The sequence below is a fragment of the Streptomyces sp. NPDC048639 genome, from assembly GCF_043199075.1.
Lineage (GTDB): Bacteria > Actinomycetota > Actinomycetes > Streptomycetales > Streptomycetaceae > Streptomyces.
This window is the reverse complement of the sequence record NZ_JBICVP010000005.1, coordinates 567,094-584,157: the sequence shown is the minus strand read 5'-3', so window position 1 is coordinate 584,157 and position 17,064 is coordinate 567,094. Positions and strand designations below refer to the sequence as shown.

The 17,064-nt window shown below is 71.9% G+C and carries 11 protein-coding genes; 4 read left to right on the top strand and 7 right to left on the bottom strand.

Annotation, left to right across the window (positions count from 1 at the left end):
• Positions 1 to 8 precede the first annotated feature (8 nt).
• The 3 genes from ACGFNH_RS17265 to ACGFNH_RS17255 form a co-directional block, all read right to left on the bottom strand.
• The gene (locus tag ACGFNH_RS17265; RefSeq protein WP_393654442.1) at positions 9 to 2,381 is read right to left on the bottom strand and encodes a LuxR C-terminal-related transcriptional regulator; all 2,373 of its coding nucleotides are present in this window, start codon (positions 2,379 to 2,381) and stop codon (positions 9 to 11) included.
• 615 nt (positions 2,382 to 2,996) lie between these two features.
• Positions 2,997 to 5,528, bottom strand: a complete 2,532-nt coding sequence (locus tag ACGFNH_RS17260; protein WP_393654440.1) for a LuxR C-terminal-related transcriptional regulator — start codon at positions 5,526 to 5,528, stop codon at positions 2,997 to 2,999.
• Between the two features lie 158 nt (positions 5,529 to 5,686).
• Positions 5,687 to 7,870: a LamG-like jellyroll fold domain-containing protein gene (locus ACGFNH_RS17255; RefSeq protein ID WP_393654438.1), complete on the bottom strand. Its 2,184-nt coding sequence runs from the start codon at positions 7,868 to 7,870 to the stop codon at positions 5,687 to 5,689.
• Between the two features lie 483 nt (positions 7,871 to 8,353).
• Here ACGFNH_RS17255 and ACGFNH_RS17250 point away from each other — a divergent pair, with 483 nt between their 5' ends.
• The 3 genes from ACGFNH_RS17250 (at position 8,354) to ACGFNH_RS17240 (ending at position 10,912) form a co-directional block, all read left to right on the top strand.
• A complete protein-coding gene (locus tag ACGFNH_RS17250; protein ID WP_393654437.1) occupies positions 8,354 to 9,847 on the top strand; it encodes an APC family permease in 1,494 nt (497 codons plus the stop codon).
• Between the two features lies 1 nt (position 9,848).
• Positions 9,849 to 10,265: a universal stress protein gene (locus ACGFNH_RS17245; RefSeq protein ID WP_393654435.1), complete on the top strand. Its 417-nt coding sequence runs from the start codon at positions 9,849 to 9,851 to the stop codon at positions 10,263 to 10,265.
• A 77-nt stretch (positions 10,266 to 10,342) separates the two neighbouring features.
• Positions 10,343 to 10,912 (top strand): hypothetical protein, encoded by a 570-nt coding sequence (locus ACGFNH_RS17240; RefSeq protein ID WP_393654433.1) that lies wholly within the window; start codon positions 10,343 to 10,345, stop codon positions 10,910 to 10,912.
• Positions 10,913 to 10,972: 60 nt separating this feature from the next.
• Here ACGFNH_RS17240 and ACGFNH_RS17235 read toward each other — a convergent pair whose 3' ends face one another.
• The gene (locus tag ACGFNH_RS17235; RefSeq protein WP_393654509.1) at positions 10,973 to 11,740 is read right to left on the bottom strand and encodes a putative hydro-lyase; all 768 of its coding nucleotides are present in this window, start codon (positions 11,738 to 11,740) and stop codon (positions 10,973 to 10,975) included.
• 80 nt (positions 11,741 to 11,820) lie between these two features.
• Entirely contained in the window at positions 11,821 to 13,176 is a 1,356-nt protein-coding gene (locus tag ACGFNH_RS17230) for an MFS transporter (RefSeq protein WP_393654431.1), read from the bottom strand.
• 198 nt (positions 13,177 to 13,374) lie between these two features.
• On the opposite strand from ACGFNH_RS17230, the gene ACGFNH_RS17225 reads away from it, so the two are divergent.
• A complete protein-coding gene (locus ACGFNH_RS17225) occupies positions 13,375 to 14,088 on the top strand; it encodes a GntR family transcriptional regulator (RefSeq protein WP_393654429.1) in 714 nt (237 codons plus the stop codon).
• A gap of 265 nt (positions 14,089 to 14,353) precedes the next feature.
• Here ACGFNH_RS17225 and ACGFNH_RS17220 read toward each other — a convergent pair whose 3' ends face one another.
• Positions 14,354 to 15,697 (bottom strand): cytochrome P450, encoded by a 1,344-nt coding sequence (locus tag ACGFNH_RS17220; protein ID WP_393654427.1) that lies wholly within the window; start codon positions 15,695 to 15,697, stop codon positions 14,354 to 14,356.
• A gap of 125 nt (positions 15,698 to 15,822) precedes the next feature.
• A complete protein-coding gene (locus ACGFNH_RS17215) occupies positions 15,823 to 16,965 on the bottom strand; it encodes a selina-4(15),7(11)-diene synthase (protein ID WP_393654425.1) in 1,143 nt (380 codons plus the stop codon).
• Positions 16,966 to 17,064: the final 99 nt, after the last annotated feature.

The window sequence follows — 17,064 nt, the reverse complement described above, 5'->3', positions numbered from 1 at the left end:
GACAGCCCTCAGTCCGTGTCCTCCAACGACTGCCACCAGGCCCGGAGTTCATAGCGGTTGTGCACCCCGGCCTTCGCATAGATGTTGCTGAGGTGGAAGGCGATGGCGGCGGGGGTGATGTAGAGCCGGGCGGCCGTCTCCTTGTTCGTCAGCCCCGAGGCGACCAGGCGCGCCACATCGCTCTCCCGCTGCGTCAGCCGGTACCCGCGCGCGGACCGCGGCAGGCGCAGCCCGGCCAGTCCCTCGGCGCAGCGGTCGAGCAGGGGCCGGGCCCCGAGGACGGACGCGGTCTCATGGGCGCTGCGGTACCGGTCGAGCGCCTCCCTGCGCTTCCCCGTGCTCGCCAGGAGCCCCGCGTGATCGGCCTGGAGGCGGGCGCGGTACCAGAGCAGCGGACCCGGGATCCGCGCTGCGTGCGTCTCGGCGGCGCGGAACCGGTCGAGGGCCGCCTCCCGTTCGCCCCCGTACACCGCCGCCAGTCCCTCGCCCCAGGAAGCGAACATGCAGTCCCACGGCGACCCGCCCCGCTCCCGCAGCATCGTCAGGGACGCGCGGGCGCGGTCGAGCAGCACCTCGTCCTCCGCGAGGGATGCCGCCTTGACCACTTCCAGCTCGCGCCAGGTCGGCAACGGTGCGAAGAGCACGGGCAGTTCGTCCGGACAGGGCGGGGCGGCGAGCAGGCGGCGGGCCTGCTGCACGTCGCCCGTCTCCACCGCCCCGACGATCCGCGTGAACCGTACTGCCCACTCGCTGAGCGTGGGCCGCGGGGACCCGCCGGGGACCCTCTCGGCAGTCGGGAGCGCCTGCCCGCGGGCGGCCGCGATCAGCTCGCCCAGCGGCCCTGCCAGCGGCTGCCACAGGCCGGTGGCCGACCGGGCCGCCATGCGCGCGTAGAGCTGTGCGAGCGACCAGTCCCCGCGCAGCCAGGACAGATGGCCCAGCAGTATGTCCGGAACCCCGGTCCGAGCCGTGTCGGGGGTGACGAACTCCAGGTCCAGGACCGCGTGGACGGCCCGCTCGCATCCCTCCAGCTCTCCTGCCTCCAGCCGCAGCCATGCCTCGGTCAGCAGGTTGCGGCGGCGGACCGGCGCGGGCCTGCGGCCCGACGGGGGGCCGCCGGCCTCCGCGGCGGGTGGTTCCATGGTCCCCAGGGCGGCCGCGGGGCCCGCCTCCCGTGCGGTCACCACCGTCTCAAGCCACTCGTACAGGCTCGCCCAGTAGGAGTCCTCCGAGGGCGCCGACGCGTAGTCCTTCAGCAACGGCCGGATCCGCCCCGACGGGTATCCGGCCAGCCACCTGGCCTGGGCGAGCCACAGGGTCGCGGCCACCCTCTCCTCGGCGGCGGCTCCCTGTCCCGTGCGCAGGTCGCCGGAGGTCAGATGCTCATGAGCCTCCGTCAGTTCGGCCAGGGCCTTGCGCAGATCGCCTTCGAGGGCGTGCAGCCGCCCGGACAGCAGGAGGTGGCGCGGTGACGGCGGATGGCGCCGTACGGAACCGAGTTCGTTCCTGGCCGCCAGGGTGTGGTGCGCACGAAGCCGGAACTCCACCGAGGCGAGCTGCCGTTGGGTGATGCGCCCCGCGTCCAGGGACAGATCGGCGGCGTGCCGCAGAAGCCGCGCCGCCTGGGCCGCATGCCCGCCCTGGCCCAGTACGTACGCCTCCTTCTCCAGCTCGTCGGCGAGCGCCGGCAGCGGGGAGCGGGCCGCGGCCGCGCGGTGCAGCAGCCGGTCCGCCCCGGCGGACCAGTCCTGGGCCCAGGCGTGCGCGGCATGCCGCTCCGCCGGTGACATCCCGGCCCTGACCATGGGGTGGAGCCGGTCCTCCACCCCGGCCGTGCCGCTGCGGGCGTGCCAGCACACCAGTCCGGCGTCCAGGGCGGGTTGGAGCGCCGTGGCCAGATCGTCGGCGTTCCCGAGTACGGTGCCCAGCCGCGCGTACGACACCCGGCCGCCGAGGACGGCCAGGGCCTGGACGAGCCTGCGGCTGTCGCGCGGCAGCGCACGCAGCCGGTCCGCGGCCTCGGAGAGCGGCGGTGCGCCCCGCTCGGGCGGCCCGCCGTACGTCGCCGGCACGGCTCGCGCCGGGGGCGCCGTACTCCTGAGGGCCGCCCCGAGCAGCGCGTCGCCGGGCAGCCTCTGCAGGACGAGGGTGAGTTCGGCGCTCAGGCGCCCGCAGGGGAGGGGGCCCTCAGTACCCGACGGCGAGAGCGGGTCCGCGCATCGCAGAAGGTCCCGCAACGCTTCGAGGACATCGGAGAGTTCACCCTCTTCCGTTCCCGGCCGCCAGCTCACCACATCGGCCGACGTGGTCACGCCGATCGCGAACTGCAGCGCCGGGCGGCCTCCTTCGCCCGGGCCCGCCCGGAAGAGCAGTGCGTCCATCCCCGGAAACGACGGGCACGCCGCTCGGCCGCTCCCGCCACCACACGGACCGTTCTCCGGGTGGACGGTCATCCTGTGCTCCGTTCGGCCTGGGTGGTTCTGGGGCCGGTAAGAGGCGTGTCAAGGCCCCCTGTGGCTGCGGTTGTTCACCGACCGCGCGTCCGGCCGCCCGTCCGGCGCGGGCGCCGACGTCTCCCAGAGGACGGGGGATCCCGGGGGAATGTCGTCGGCGCCCGGCCCTCCCCGCTCCGCTTGGCGAGAAGTCTCATGGGCACCATCCGTTGCCTTCCGGCCCGCCCAATGGTTGCCGTCCGTTCCGCCGAACGCACTGGTGAGAGTGGCTAGTTGCAGCTCCGTGCACATCGCCCGAGCCGCGTCGCCACGGTCCAATACCCGGGCGGCTGCACCGAAATAACTCGAAGGTTCTCCCAGTTCCGGGCCCATTCCGCCACGCAGCGGGTCCGGGCGGGCTCGCTCCGTGAGGGGTGCGGGAGCGTACGCGTCCGGCGGGCCGGTCCCGTTGGCGGCTCAGCGCGTCGCCGTGCTCGTCGGCGGGCCGGTCCGGCTCCGCGGGTACGCCTGCGCGTCCGACGGCCCGGCCCCGGCCCCGGGACGTCACCAGTCCCCCTCGCCCAGCGACTGCCACCAGGCGCGCAGCTCGTAGCGGTTGGACACGCCTGTCTTGGCGTAGATGTTGCTGAGGTGGAAGGCGATGGACGCCGGTGTGACGAAGAGCCGGGCCGCGGTCTCCTTGTTCGTCAGCCCCGAGGCGACGAGGGCCACGACATCGGTCTCACGGTCCGTCAGCCCGTAGCCGTTCGCCGACCGGGGGAGCCGCAGCCGCGACAGGCCCGCGGCGCAGCGGTGATGCAGGGGCCGGGCGCCGAGTTCGGCCGAGGTCTCCTGCGCCGCGCGGTAACGGTCCAGCGCCGCACGGCGCTTGCCCACATTGGCGAGCACGGCCGCGTGGTCGGCCTGAAGCCGCGCCCGGTACCAGGGCGTACAGGCTCCCGCCGCGGTCGCCTGGCGCTCGGCCTCGGCGTAGTGCTCCAGCGCGTTGTCCCGGCGCCCGGCGTGGACGGCGGCCAGGGCCTCGCCCCACGCGCCGAACATCCTGATCCAGGCGGAGGCCGACCGCCGGCGCAGCCGCCGCATCGAGCGCAGCGAACGGTCCAGCAGCGTCGCGTCGTCCACCAGCACGGCCGCGCGCAGCAACTCCAGCTCGCGCCACGGCATGAGCGCGGTCGGGAGACCGTCCGGACCGGAACGAGCCGGGACCGCGGCGAGAAGCGCCGCCACACGTCCCGCGTCCTCGGCCTCCACGGCACCCACGAGCCGGGCGAACAGGCCCGACCACGCGCACAGCACCGGCTGCTCCTCCCCGCCGAAGGAAGGGAACCGTTCGTCGTCCTCCGCCGCCTGCCCGCGTGAGGCGGCGACCAGCAGCCCGAGCGATTCCCCCAGCGGACGCCACAGCGGTGTCGCCGAGTTCACGGCCATGGAGGCGTGGAGCTCGGCCTGCGGCCAGTGCCCGCGCATCCAGTGCAGATGGCCGAGCAGGACCAGCGGGAGGCCGTCCGCCGAAGGGGCCTCGCTGATGGCCGACACGTCCAGCGCACGGTGGACGGCGTTCTCGCACCGGTCGAGGTCCCCGGCCTCCAGGTGCAGCCACGCCTCGATCAGCAGGGCCTTGCGGGAGGCGGACGCGGAGCGCGGATGGGCCGGAAGCGTCGCCGAGCGGATGGCGCCCAGTGCCTCGGCTGGCCCTTGGTCCGACGCGGCGAGGAGCATGTCGAGCCACGCGCGCATGCCGTGCCAGTACGGGTCGTGGGTGGCCGACTGCCGGGACTCCTCCAGCAGGGACCGGATCGCGGACGTGGGGCGCCCGGCCAGCCACCGTGCCTCCGCGAGCCAGAGCAGCGAGGCCTGCCGCACGTCGGCGTGGGAAGCCCGTACGCCGGAGTCCGGTGCGGGCTCTCGTACGCCGCTGTGCGCGGCGGGCTGCTGTCCCCGGGTGTCCGGGGCGGGCCGCTGTACGCCGGTGTCCGGGGAGGAGGGCCGTACTCCGCCATGCGGTGGCGTGGCGGCCGGGGCGCTCTCCGCCTGGGCCGCCAGGCGTTCATGAGCCTCCGTCAGCAGGACGAGGCCCGTCCGCAGATCGCCTTCGAGGACGCTCAGCCGCCCGGCCAGAACCCGTTCGTGCACCGACGGCGGCTGCCCGCGCAGCGCCCGGAGCGCAGCCCCTGCCGTGGAGCAGCGGTGCAGCCGGAGGTCGTGCTCGACGGAGTGGAGCAGCCGCTGCGTCCCGGTGACGGGATCGGAGGAGAGGTCGGCCGCGTAGCGCAGCAGCGTGGCGGCCTGGGCCGAGTACCCCTCCGCACTGAGCGCCTCCGCCTCCTTCTCCAGCGCGTCCGCCAGCGACGGCGAGGGAGCCTGCGCCGCGGCCGCCCGGTGGAGCAGTGCGTCCGGTCCGTCCGACCAGCGCTCGGCCCAGGTGTGTGCGGCCTGGCGTTCCGGTGGCGTCATCCCGCCCCGTACGCGGCCGCCCAGGTCCTCCGGGACCTCCGCCGCGCCGGTCCGCGCGTGCCAGCGCAGGAATCCCGCGTCGAGCGCGCTCTGCAGAGCCCCGGCCAGGGCGTCCGGCTCGTCCACCAGGGTTCCCAGCCGCGGAACGGCGACCGGCCCGCCGAGAACGGCCAGGGCCTGGACGAGCCGGCGGCTGGGTGCGGGCAGGCCGTCCAGGACGTCGCCGCTGCCGCCCGGCCGCTCCGCGTGCCCTCCGGAGGCGACGGCGGTGCCCAGGACGGGACCGCCGGGCAGCCTTTGCAGGAACAGCGTGACCTCGCGGTCCGGGTTCCCGCACCGGAGCGGACCCTGCGGCAGGGGAGGGGTGACGGTGTCGAGCTTCGCCACGAACTCCCGCACGCTGCCCAGGACTTCGGCCATCGTCTCGTCGGGGAGCCCCGGCCGCCAGGTCTGCACGGCACCGTCCGCGGAGACCGCGAGGACGAGGTGCGGGGCCAGGGACCCCTCGTTCTCGGAGGCGGCACAGAACAGCAGCGCGTCCGACGCCGGAAAGCGGAGGCAGACGGAGGCACAGGGGGAGCCCGTGCCGTCGAACGCGCATATGTCCCTGGGGACGGGCATTTTCGCACTCTTTCGGGAGAGACCGGTGGACGGACTGCGCCCATGATCTCGGCACAGCCGTCCACCGGTACTGGTGAAACTCCCTAGTGCGGCATCCCCCGGGGTTACCGAGGCGTACGGATCGGGCAGGTCAGCGCCCTACCGTCCCCTCGACCCGGTCACGACGTCGCCAGTGCCGCCGCCTCCGCCGGAGCGATCGCGCGGGGAAAGGCCCGTACGTCGTCGATCGAGCCGCGGAACCGGTCCGAAGGGCGTCCCTCCCACTTGCCGCGCCCCACGGTGAAGGCCCCGTCCGCCGACCAGTTCGCCGTGTGCCGGGACGTGTCCTCCATCCTGCCGTTGACGTAGAGGCGGAGTTCGTTGTCCGGGGCGTCGTAGACCCCTGTGAGGTGCACCCAGGCACCGATGGCGGGGCTGGTCTCCGAGACGGCCTCGTCCTCCTCGGCCTCGGAGGAGTCGACCTCCTCCAGGGCCAGCCGCCACCGGTCGATGCCCGCGTCGTACTGCAGGAAGAAGCGGCTCACGTCCTCGCCGTCCTGGCCCACCGCGGTGAAGAACTCGGACTTGGAGGCCAGCTTGACCCACGCGGCGACGGTGAAGCTCCGGTCGGTGGCCACGGCCTTGTTGCGGCCCTCGACGTACTGGTCGCCGTTGAAGGTCAGGGACCCGCCGCGGGCACTGCTCCTGTGCGGGGCGCCCACCAGGATCCCGGTGTTGCCGTTGCCGGAGTCGTCGGCGGTCGTTCCGCCGCCGATCTCGTCGAAGTCCCAGCGCACGGAGGCGCCCGGGACGGCCGGTGCCGCGGGCGTGTCTCCCGGGGCGGGGCGCGTGGGCTTCTTCTTCGTCGGGGTGGGCTTCGGCTTGGGCTTCTTCGCCTCGGTCTGCGTCGGCGTGGCCATCGTGGGGGCGGGGACGGCCGGTTCGTACGTCGGCCGGGGAAGGCGCGGTACGGCCTGGCCGCCGGACCGCTCCGAGGTGTCGGTCAGGCTGATGATGGTGGCCGGGACGGCGATCGTCAGGGCCGCCAGGGCCGCACCGACGGCCAGTTGACGGGGCTTCGCCCAGGGCCGGGGCTCACGCACCGCGCGCGAGTGCCTCCCCGCGGGCGCGTGCTTCCCCGACCGGCCGGCGGGCAAAGCCTGCCGCGCCGGCGAAGGCTTCCGTGAGGGCCAGGACGCCCCGACGAGCAAGGGCTTCCGAACGAGCAGGGGCTTGCGTATGAGAGGCGTGGTGCGGGCGAGCGCGGATTCCCGCAGAAGAGTGGCCCTGCGCACCACCCCTTCCCGTGCCGGAACGAGCTTTCCCGACGCGGCGTGGGCGACGCCACGCACCGCTCGCGCCGCGGACAGCGCCACCTGCCGGGCCGTCCCGGCGGCCTGCCGCAGCACGGCAGCGATCCGCTCCGCCGCCGGTGGCCCCGCGGGCGCCCGCACCGGGGCCGGGGGCGGCGGGGGCGTACGCAGACCCGCGGCCGATACCCGACCCGCGAGATAGCGCGCGCCGCCCCATGGCAGCAGCCCCTCGGCCAGCAGCGTGTCGCAGTGGTCCTGCATCCGCAGCAGGTCGTCGAAGGCGCGGTTGCAGCGCGGGCATTCGGCGATGTGGCTGTCCACGCCGGACGCCACCTGCGCGTCCCTGAGGCGTGTGGCCGCGACGACGAGGCGGTTGAAGCTGCGGCACGGCCCGTCGACCCGCTCCTCGTACACCTGGATGTAGCGGCTGCGGAACCGTTCACGCGCGTTCAGGGACCACGTCCGGACCGTGCTCGCCGGGACGCCCAGCAGCCGTCCGATCCCGCCCGCGTCCTCGCGCTCGACGAGGTCGTGCCACAGCACGGTCTGGGTGCGTACGGGGAGTTGGCGGAAGGCCAGTAACAGAACGGATCCCGGGCGGGCCACCGCGTCCTGCGTGCCGGGCACGTCCGCCGCACCGCTCCCCAGCCAGTCGCGAAGGTCGGGGCTGAGATCGCTCACCCGGTCGGAGCCCGACCAGTCGACTGCCGTACGCAGCACGCGGGTGAGCAGATGCGGGCGCCATGCCTCCTGCGGCGTGTGGGCGTCGCCGATGGCGGACGCGGCCCGGCACGACTCGGCCGCCAGCACCTCCGCCTTGCGGGGCGCCGACACGCAGAGGGACGCGTACGCCCGTACGGCGTCCTGGTGGCGGGACCACAGCACGTCGGCGGCCTCGCCCGAGGTCTCGGCGCTCCGGCGGACCAGCCGCACCAACTCCATGTCGCTCAGGACCGCGTGGTCGCGGAATCCGGTCATGCCCGGTATCCGGGTGGTCTCGGGGGCCCCGTCCGCTCCGGCGACGTGATGGTTCTGTCCGTGGTGCGACACCAGTGAATTCCCTCCGAAACCCTTTGCGTTGACACATGCGTCCGGTTGTCCAGCGGTCAGGTGGCAAGCGGAGGCCAGGCCGAATGTAGTGACAAACCCTGGCGGGCGTCCATGCATGTCACCCAGCTGTCGATCAATAACTCGAAAGTCTTTCCAGGATCGGCGGGCTTCGAATTTCGTTGAAATATGGCGCATCGGCGCGAGGCGCGGCGGGGCGAGGCGCGCCCGTGCCGGTGCCCGCACCGGGCACCGGGCCCGCAGCGCCTGGTCTGTGGTGCCGGACGCGCCGACACGGCCGAACCGCCCGTGGATTGGCCGGTGCCGCCGGGCGTTCCGTGCCGTGTCACCCCCTGCGCGCAGATGCTCCGGTGACGACCTCACGCGGTTTCTCTCCCTGACACACCTCTTTGAGAGTGCCCCAATGGTAAAAAACGGACGCATCGCACTGTTCTATGGATTCATCACATCCAGAGCGAGGGGAACATGACCGACGACATCGCGGAAGCCAAGCCCCCCGGCGAATTGAAGGCAAATGCGATCGGCTTCGTCGACGCACTCGTCATCGGACTGAACGCCACATCCCCGGCGTATTCGGTGGCGGCGGTCATCGGCCCGATCGTGGCGCTCGTCGGCATCTACGCCCCCGGCGTGATGCTCGCGTCGTTCGTGCCGATGCTGCTCATCGCCTCGGCGTTCTACTACCTCAACAAGGTCGACCAGGACTGCGGTACGACCTTCTCGTGGGTGACCCGGGCCATGGGGCCGTGGGCCGGCTGGCTCGGCGGCTGGGCCATCGCCATGACCGGCGTCCTGGTCGTCGGATCGCTCGCGGACGTCGCTGTGAGCTTCGCGCTCCTGGCCTTCGGGCTCGACAGCTGGGTGGAGAACGACCTCGTACGCCAACTGCTCACCGTGCTGCTCATCGTGGTGATGACGGGCCTGTGCGTCATCGGCACCGAGCTGTCGGCGCGGGTGCAGAACGTTCTCATCCTCGCGCAGGTCGCCTTTCTGCTCGCCTTCGTGGTGGTCGCGCTCTACCGCGTCTACGCGGACACGAGTTCGTTCGACGCCGTCAAACCGTCGATCGACTGGCTGAGCCCCTTCGCCGAGGGCGGCGGTGCGCTGACCGCGGGGCTGCTGCTGGGCGTGTTCATCTACTGGGGCTGGGAGTCCGCGGTCAACCTCACCGAGGAGACCGAGAACTCCGCCACCGCCCCCGGGAAGGCGGGCGTCTGGTCGACGGTCATCCTGCTGGTGACGTATCTGTCCGTCGCGTTCGCGGTCGTCGCCTACGCGGGGCCGGACTTTCTCGCCGAGAACGCCGGGGAGGAGGAGTTCATCTTCGCCATCCTCGCCAACGAGGTGATGGGGGGCTGGGACTGGGTCGTGCTGCTGGCGGTGGCGACCTCCGCTCTCGCCTCGACGCAGACGACGATCATCCCGGCATCGCGTACGGCCTTGTCCATGGCCCGGCGTCGCGCCCTGCCCGCGCACTTCGGCCATATTCATCCGCGGTTCCACACGCCCGACGTGTCCACGTGGTGGGTCGCCGTCATCGCCATCGCCTGGTACCTCGTCGTCTACCAGATCAGCAGCAATGCGCTCTTCGACTCGCTCACCGCGCTGTCCCTGCTGATCGCGTTCTACTACGCCCTCACCGGCGTCGCCTGCGCGGTCTACTACCGCCGTCAACTGACCAAGAGCCTCCACAACTTCCTCCTCATCGGCCTGGGCCCGGTGGTCGGCGCGGGCCTGCTGGCGTGGCTGCTCGTGGAGTCGGTGCAGGACATGGCCGACCCCGCGAACTCCTACAGCGGTGTCTCGTGGTTGGGCCTCGGCCCGCCGCTCGTCATCGGCATCGGCATCTCCCTCATCGGGGTGGTCATCATGATCGTGTGGCGGCTGAGGTCCCCCGTCTTCTGGTCGGAACGCCCCGGCGTGGTCGACCCCGCGCTCCTCCACGACAAGGAGTCCTGAGATGTCGGTTGTCCTCGGATACGACGAGTCCCCGGGCTCGGCGCGTGCTCTGCGCGTCGCGATCGACGTGGCTGCCGCGTTCGGCGAACCGCTCGTCCTGGTCTTCGGAGCGGCGGCCCCGGGCGGTACGGGCGAGGAGTACCGCACACACCTCGAAGCCATCCGCCAGGCCGGCCGTATCGGGCTGGACCACGCCGTCATGTCGGCCGACGCGGCCGGTGTGTCGACAACCGTCGAAGTCATCGACCAGAAGCCGGCCCAGGCCCTGATGGACGCCGCCGTGCACCACAGCGCCCGCGTCATCGTCGTCGGGACGTGGGGCGAGAGCCCGATCCGCGGTGCGCTGCTGGGCTCGACGCCGCACAAGCTGCTGCACCTCTCCCGCGTCCCCGTGCTCTGCGTGCCCGGCGACGACTGACGACGCGCCGTGGCCCGGTGCCCCCGCCGATCGGAAAACGGGGTGCCGGGCCCGGGGCCGGATGGGATCGTGACCCCATGCGGTTGTGGACGGTGCAGCACCACGGGGCGGTCCCGGTCCTCGAGAAGTCCGGTCTGCTGACCGGGGACTGGAGCCGCGTCGCTTCCGGCTTGCGACCGGGATACGAGCTGATGCTGGCGGAGATGCGCCGGCGCGGCATCGACAGCGCCGGCCGCCCGCCCGTATGGGCCTGGGCGGGACCCGACTCGCGCGACGGGCGGGTCCTGGAGACGGCCCGCTCCCTGCTCAGCCCGCTGGAGTGGGAGCAAGGCGTCGTCGTGCTCGACCTGGAGGTGCCCGACGAGCTGGTGGTGACCAGTGCCTACGGCTGGTGGAACGACGTCCTCGCCGCCGTCCTCTCCGGCGAACCGCTGCCCTCGATGGACTTCTCGACAGGACCCGAGGACGAGCGGGAGGACGAGTTCCGGATCCAGGCCGTCCTTCCGCTGGTCCGCCTCGACTGGGTGCGGACCAGCAGGCCGCTCGAACCCCCCGCGGACCTCGTGGAGGCGTGGCCGAACCTCCGGGCACAGCCCTTCGGCCCGACCGCTGCCGCGCCCAACGGGGCAGCGCGCTCGGCGGGTTGACCGCCGTGGGGGCGCGCAGACGCTGCGCGAGGCCGTTGGCGGCGACCTCGCGCCGGCGCGTCAGGCCACGCGGTAGTCCGCGTCGCGGGCATCGGTGATCAGCATTCGGCCCGGCGCGTGGGTGAGGGCGAACGGCGGACGTGAGGCCATCACGGCGGCCTGCGGAGTGACCCCGCACGCCCAGAACACCGGGACGTCGCCGGGCTCGGCCTCCACCGGATCGCCGAAGTCCGGGCGGTCCAGGTCGGCGATGCCCAGAGCGGCGGGGTCACCGTGGTGCACCGGGCTGCCGTGGACGGCGGGCATGAGGGCGGTCTCGCGGACCGCGGTGTCCACCAGGCCGGCCGGCACGGGCCGCATCGACACCACCAGCGGCCCGTGCAGCCGCCCGGCCGGGCGGCACTGACGATTCGTCACATACATGGCGACGTTCCGCCCCTGCTCGACGTAGCGCATCGGGACGCCCGCGCCGGAGAGCGCCGATTCGAAGGTGAAGCTGCATCCGATGAGGAACGTCACCAGATCACGGCGCCAGTGGCCGGTCACCTCGGCCGGTTCGTCGACCAGTTCGCCGTGCTTCCACACGCGGTAGCGGGGGACGTCCGTGCGCAGATCCGCGCCCGGCGCCAGCGGTGTGGTCCAGGCCCCGGCGTCGGTGACGTCGAGCACGGGGCACGGCCGGGGATTGCGCTGGCAGAAGAGCAGCACGTCGTACGCCCAGTCGGCGGGGACGGCGATCAGGTTGGCCTGGGTGTGTCCGGGGGCCCAGCCGGCCGTCGTACCGCCCGCCCCGGTGCGGAAGTACGCCCGGGCCTCGCCGGGGCTCATGTCCGCGCCGGGCTTCCGGCTGCGGCCCCGGGCGGCCTCCGGACTTCCGGCACCGCCCCGGGCCATGGCCTCCGTCCCGCTCACAGCAGCTCGCGGCCGCGCGTCTCGGGTAGCCCGAACAGGGCGACGACGGCGAGTGCGTAGCCGACCGCCCCGAAGATGAGAGCGCCGCCGACGCCCCAGCTCTCGGAGAGGAATCCGACCAGGGTGGGGAAGAAGGCGCCCACGGCGCGGCCGGTGTTGTACGTGAAGCCCTGTCCGCTGCCGCGTACGGCCGTCGGGTACAGCTCGCTGAGGAACGACCCGAAGCCGCTGAAGATCGCCGACATGCAGAAGCCGAGTGGGAATCCCAGAACGAGGACGAGGGTGTTCGCGCCCTCGGGGATGTTGGTGTAGGCGACGATGCAGGCGGCGGAGAGGAACGCGAAGAGCGTGATGTTCCGCTTCCGGCCCAGCTTGTCGGTGAGATAGCCGCCGGTGAGGTAGCCGATGAAGGCGCCGGAGATGAGGAAGGTCAGATAGCCGCCGGTGCCGACGACGGTGAGCCCGCGCTCGGACTTGAGATAGGTCGGCACCCAGGTGGCCAGGGTGTAGTAGCCGCCCTGGACACCGGTGGAGAGCAGTACGGCGAAGAGCGTGGTGCGCAGCAGATCCGGTTTGAAGATCGTGGCGAACGAGTCCAGGGAGCCCTTGCCGGCCTGCTTGCGCTGCTCGGTGGCCTTCGGGGCGTCCTGGACACTGCGCCGGACGTAGATGACCAGCAGGGCGGGCAGGGCGCCGGTGAAGAACATGACGCGCCAGGCCGTGTTCTCGTCGAAGGTCTGGAAGACCAGGGTGTAGACGACGACGGCGAGGGCCCAGCCGACCGCCCACGAGCTCTGGATGGCGCCGAGGGTGCGGCCGCGGTGCTTGGAGCTGGCGTACTCGGCGACCAGGATCGCGCCGACCGCCCATTCGCCGCCGAAGCCGAGGCCTTGGAGGCCGCGGAAGACGAGCAGCATTTCGTAATTCGGTGCAAAACCGCACAGAACGGTGAAGACGGCGTAGGTGATCACCGTGATCATCAGGGCCTTGACCCGGCCGATGCGGTCGGCCAGTACGCCCGCGGCGGCGCCGCCGATGGCCGAGACGACCAGGGTGACGGTGGTCAGCAGACCGGTCTGGCCGTTGTCGAGCCCGAAGTACGCGGCGATCGCCACCATGCTCAGCGGCAGCGTAAAGAAATCGTACGAATCCAGGGCATAGCCACCGAAAGCACCGCCGAAGGCGCGGCGCCCTCGCGGGCCGAGCGCGCGAAGCCAGGCGAATGCGCCGCTGTCGTCGCGGAGTTGATCAGGCGCGATCCCTTCGGTGGCGCCGTCGCCGGCTGCACCGTCGGCCATGGGGGACGCCGACGGGTTGGGCGGATTGGCCGGTGATGGAGGCTTGCTGCTCATTTGCACCTCGCGGGTGAGAGATGTGGTGCACCGAGAAGAACGGACGCGCCGGAGGGGACCGACCGGCGGCGTGGGCCCAAGCTAGAGGATCGTTGAACGATCCTTCAAGGGGTGTGTTGTCTTGTTTCCAGGTTCTGCGATTGACTGCTCACCGGGCGTGGTGGATCAGATGTGGAGCGAGACCGGGAGTTGCGTGACGTGGTGACGACTGAGGCCGAGCTGAGCGCACTGGCGGACGACCGGGCCCTGTTGGGGCGTACGAGCACCGCCGAGCGGGTCGCGGACATTCTGCGCACCCGTATCGCGGACGGCTACTTCCCGCCCGGGACGCGGCTGTCGGAGGACAGCATCAGCGGAGCGCTCGGCGTCTCGCGCAACACCCTGCGCGAGGCGTTCCGGCTGCTCACCCACGAGCGGCTGCTCGTGCACCGGCTCAACCGCGGGGTCTTCGTACGGATGCTGGCCGTCGAGGACGTCGCCGACATCCACCGCGTACGGCGGCTGGTCGAATGCGGTGTGCTGCGGAGCCTGGGGGAGCCGCCCTTCCCGCTCGACGGGCTCGAAGCCGCGGTCGCCGCGGGCGAGCGGTCCGCGGCCGAAGGGGAGTGGAAGGGAGTGTCGACGGCCAACATCCACTTCCACGGCGAACTCGTCGCGCTGGGCGGAAGCCCGCGCACCGACGAGCTGATGCGCAGCGTGCTGGCCGAACTGCGCCTGGTCTTCCATGTGGTGGACGATATGCGCCGCCTCCACGCGCCGTATCTCGCGCGGAACCGGGAGATTCTCAGGTCACTGCGCGCCGGGGACGCGGCCCGGGCCGAGGAACTGCTCGTCGCCTATCTCGAGGACTCCCGCGAGGAGTTGGTCGACGCCTATGCGGGGCGGATCGGGGAGCCGGACGCGCGAGGCTGAGCGACCAGCCGTCCGTACGAGCAGGGGGCGATCGGGTGCGATCTCCGCAGCGAACGGATCGTCGTCACCGGGCCCGCGAGAACAACCTCAGGGCGGCTCCACCCAAACCGCCCCGCACCCGAGGAAGCCCCTGCCCGCGGACGGCCCCCGCTCTGCGCCGAGGGGCTCACCGTGGCAGCCGTGCGGCCGCGAACTCCCCTTCCGGTAGTGCTGGTTGGTGCACCGGACAGGAATCCGGTGCGCCACGCACCCGTCGCCTCCGGCGTCAGCCCTGTCGTGCGACGACCCGCATCGGCAGCTCGTCGGGATGCGCCACGGCGGAGGCGACCTCGCGGACCTCATGGCCAGGGAGCGGCTCGAAGCGCCACCGGGGGAGCACGGTGGCCAGCGTGATCACGATCTCCGCCCAGGCGAAGCCGTCGCCGATGCACTTGCGATTGCCCGAGCCGAACGGGACGAAGCCCTCCCGCGGCAGCTTCTCGCGTCGCTCCGGCAGCCAGCGGTCCGGGTCGAAGCGCGCCGGGTCGTCGTACTGGCGCGGATCGCGGTGCAGGGCGTAGAGGCTGAAGGCCACCTCCGTGCCCACCGGGAGGTGGACGCCGCCCAGTTCGACCGGCGCGGTCGCCTGCCGCATGAGCAGCGGCACCGAGTGCAGACGGGAGATCTCCTTGAGCACCTGGTCCGTGTAGGTGAGCCGGGGGACGTCCTCGAAGGTGACGGGGCGGTCACCCACCACCGACGCGATCTCCGCGAGCAGCCGCTCCTCGACGTCGGGGCGGGAGGCGAGTTCGTGGAACGTCCAGGCGAGGGTCGACGCGGTGGTCTCCGTGCCCGCGAACATGATCGCGACGAGTTCGTCCCGGACCTCCTTGTCGGTGAGGGCCTCACCGGTGTCGGCGTCGCGCGCCGCGAGGAGCAGGTGCAGCAGGTCGTTGCACTCGGTGTCGCCCTGCGCGTGCGAGGCGGCGATGACATCGTCGATGACCCGCCGCAGCCGGGACGACGCCGCGTCGAACTGGCGGTTGGCGGGGATCGGCACGCGGTCGAAGAGGCGCGGTGTGACGGTCCGTACGAGCGCGTTCTTGAGGAGGATCGGGACGTCGCGGCGGACCGCCTCGGCGGCGGGACGGCTGATCTCCGTGGAGAACATGGTCTCGCCGAGGGTCGCAACCGAGAACTCGGCCAACTCCTGGTCGACGGCGACGACCTGACCCGACGTCCAGGCGTCCGACATCGCTTTCGCCCGGGTGGCCATCACCCTCGCGTACTCGGCGATACGGGTGTGATGGAACATCGGCTGCATCAGCCGGCGGTGCGGGCGGTGGATGTGCGACGGCGCGGTGGGCAGGGCGTCGCCGACCAGGATGCGCGCCCGGATGAAGAAGCGGCCCTTGTCGAAGTGGCGTGCCTTGGAGACCAGCAGCTCGTGTGTCAGCTCGGCGCTGGTGACGAAGTAGATGGGCAGGGTGCCGACGTCGACCCGTACGAAGTCGCCAGTACTCCGCAACTCCTGCAGGAACGTCAGGGGGTTCCGCAGCAGGGGGACGGCATGGCCGACCAGCGGAAGACGCCCGGGGGCGCGCGGGACCGCCCGCAGTGCTGTAGTCACTCTCGCAGTCCTTTCGTCGTCGGGACCGGCCGGAAGGCGGGCCGGCGCGCCCGGTGTCGGTGGGGGGTGGGACTGTGCGATGCCCGTGCCGTCTCGGGGCGGCGGGCCGTGGTGCGGTGTGTCGACTAGGCCGTACGCAGGCTGCTCCTGCGCCGCGGGGCCGATGGGCTCTTCCTGGTGTTCTTCCGGCGGTGGGGAAGCGTTTCCTCGCGGGGCTCCCGGGGAAGCAGGCTCCACCACCAGGCCACGGCGGGGATGTCCAGCGCCTCAGCGCTGTCGTCGGTCGGGGTGTCGCTGAACGTGGACGGCAGGCCGGCCGGGTCCTCGGGAGTGGTGTAGCGGCGCGAACTGATGCCCCAGTCCTGGGCGCCGCGGATGAACGCGCCGATGGAGTGCAGATAACGGCGCAGTTGGGGGCTGCCGGTGGTCTCGAGCTGTGCGCACAGGCGCAGGTAAAGGCACATGACCCGGTCCCGCTGGGCCACCGCCGTCGTCAGCGCCTCCTCGGGGCTCAGGTCCTCGTGGTGTTCCAGGACGCGCAGCACGTTGAGGTAGTACTGATCGGCCCGGCTCTCCTTGTGGTAGGAGAAGATGTCGTTGTCCCAGGTGATGATGAAGTAGGCCATCTCCGCCACCGCGCGTACGGTGACGTCGTCGCGCTCGTGCGGCTGGAGTTCGTAGCCGTGCCCCATCTCCAGCAGGGGCATGACGACCGAGGTCGCGCCGTCGTAGAGGCGCATCAGGGTGTAGTCGTTGAGATCGGGGACCGTTCCGCTGCTGCGGTGCGAGGCCTCCCACACCACGGACATGAAGTACTCGCGCAGCGCGTCCACCCAGCGTACGACCTGTCCCGGCGTGCCGTGGCGCGACATCCGCCGGCTGAGGTCCCGGAGCCCCTCCGCGAGCGGGTCCCCCTCGAGCATCGGCACATCGGGGTTCTGCGCCACGCGCAGCAGCCGGGAGAGTTCGGCGACGAGCCGGCTGGGGTCGTTGCCGAGGTCGCCCTCCTCGCAGTGACCGTCATCGACACCGAAGAGCCAGAGGATGAAGTCGGCGAGGAGGGAGATGACGTCCTCGCGCCCTTCGGGCAGGATGCGGGCCGCGAAGGTGCCGATGTCGTGGCGTACGAGCTTCGTGCGCAGTTCCTCGGAGCCGATGCCGAATTGCACCGCCCATGCGGCCGTCCGGTCGTCGATGACCTTGTGTCGCGGATGGATCGCGGGCGGTATGGGGGAATAGACGGGTGGCACGATCAACCCGTGCTCCACTGCCGATCACCTCAATGTCTCCAGCGGACGGGCCGCTTCCACACAACCGTCGTGAGGAGGCACGGGGGACGTGGCCTCCTCCCTTGCTCAACCAGCCGG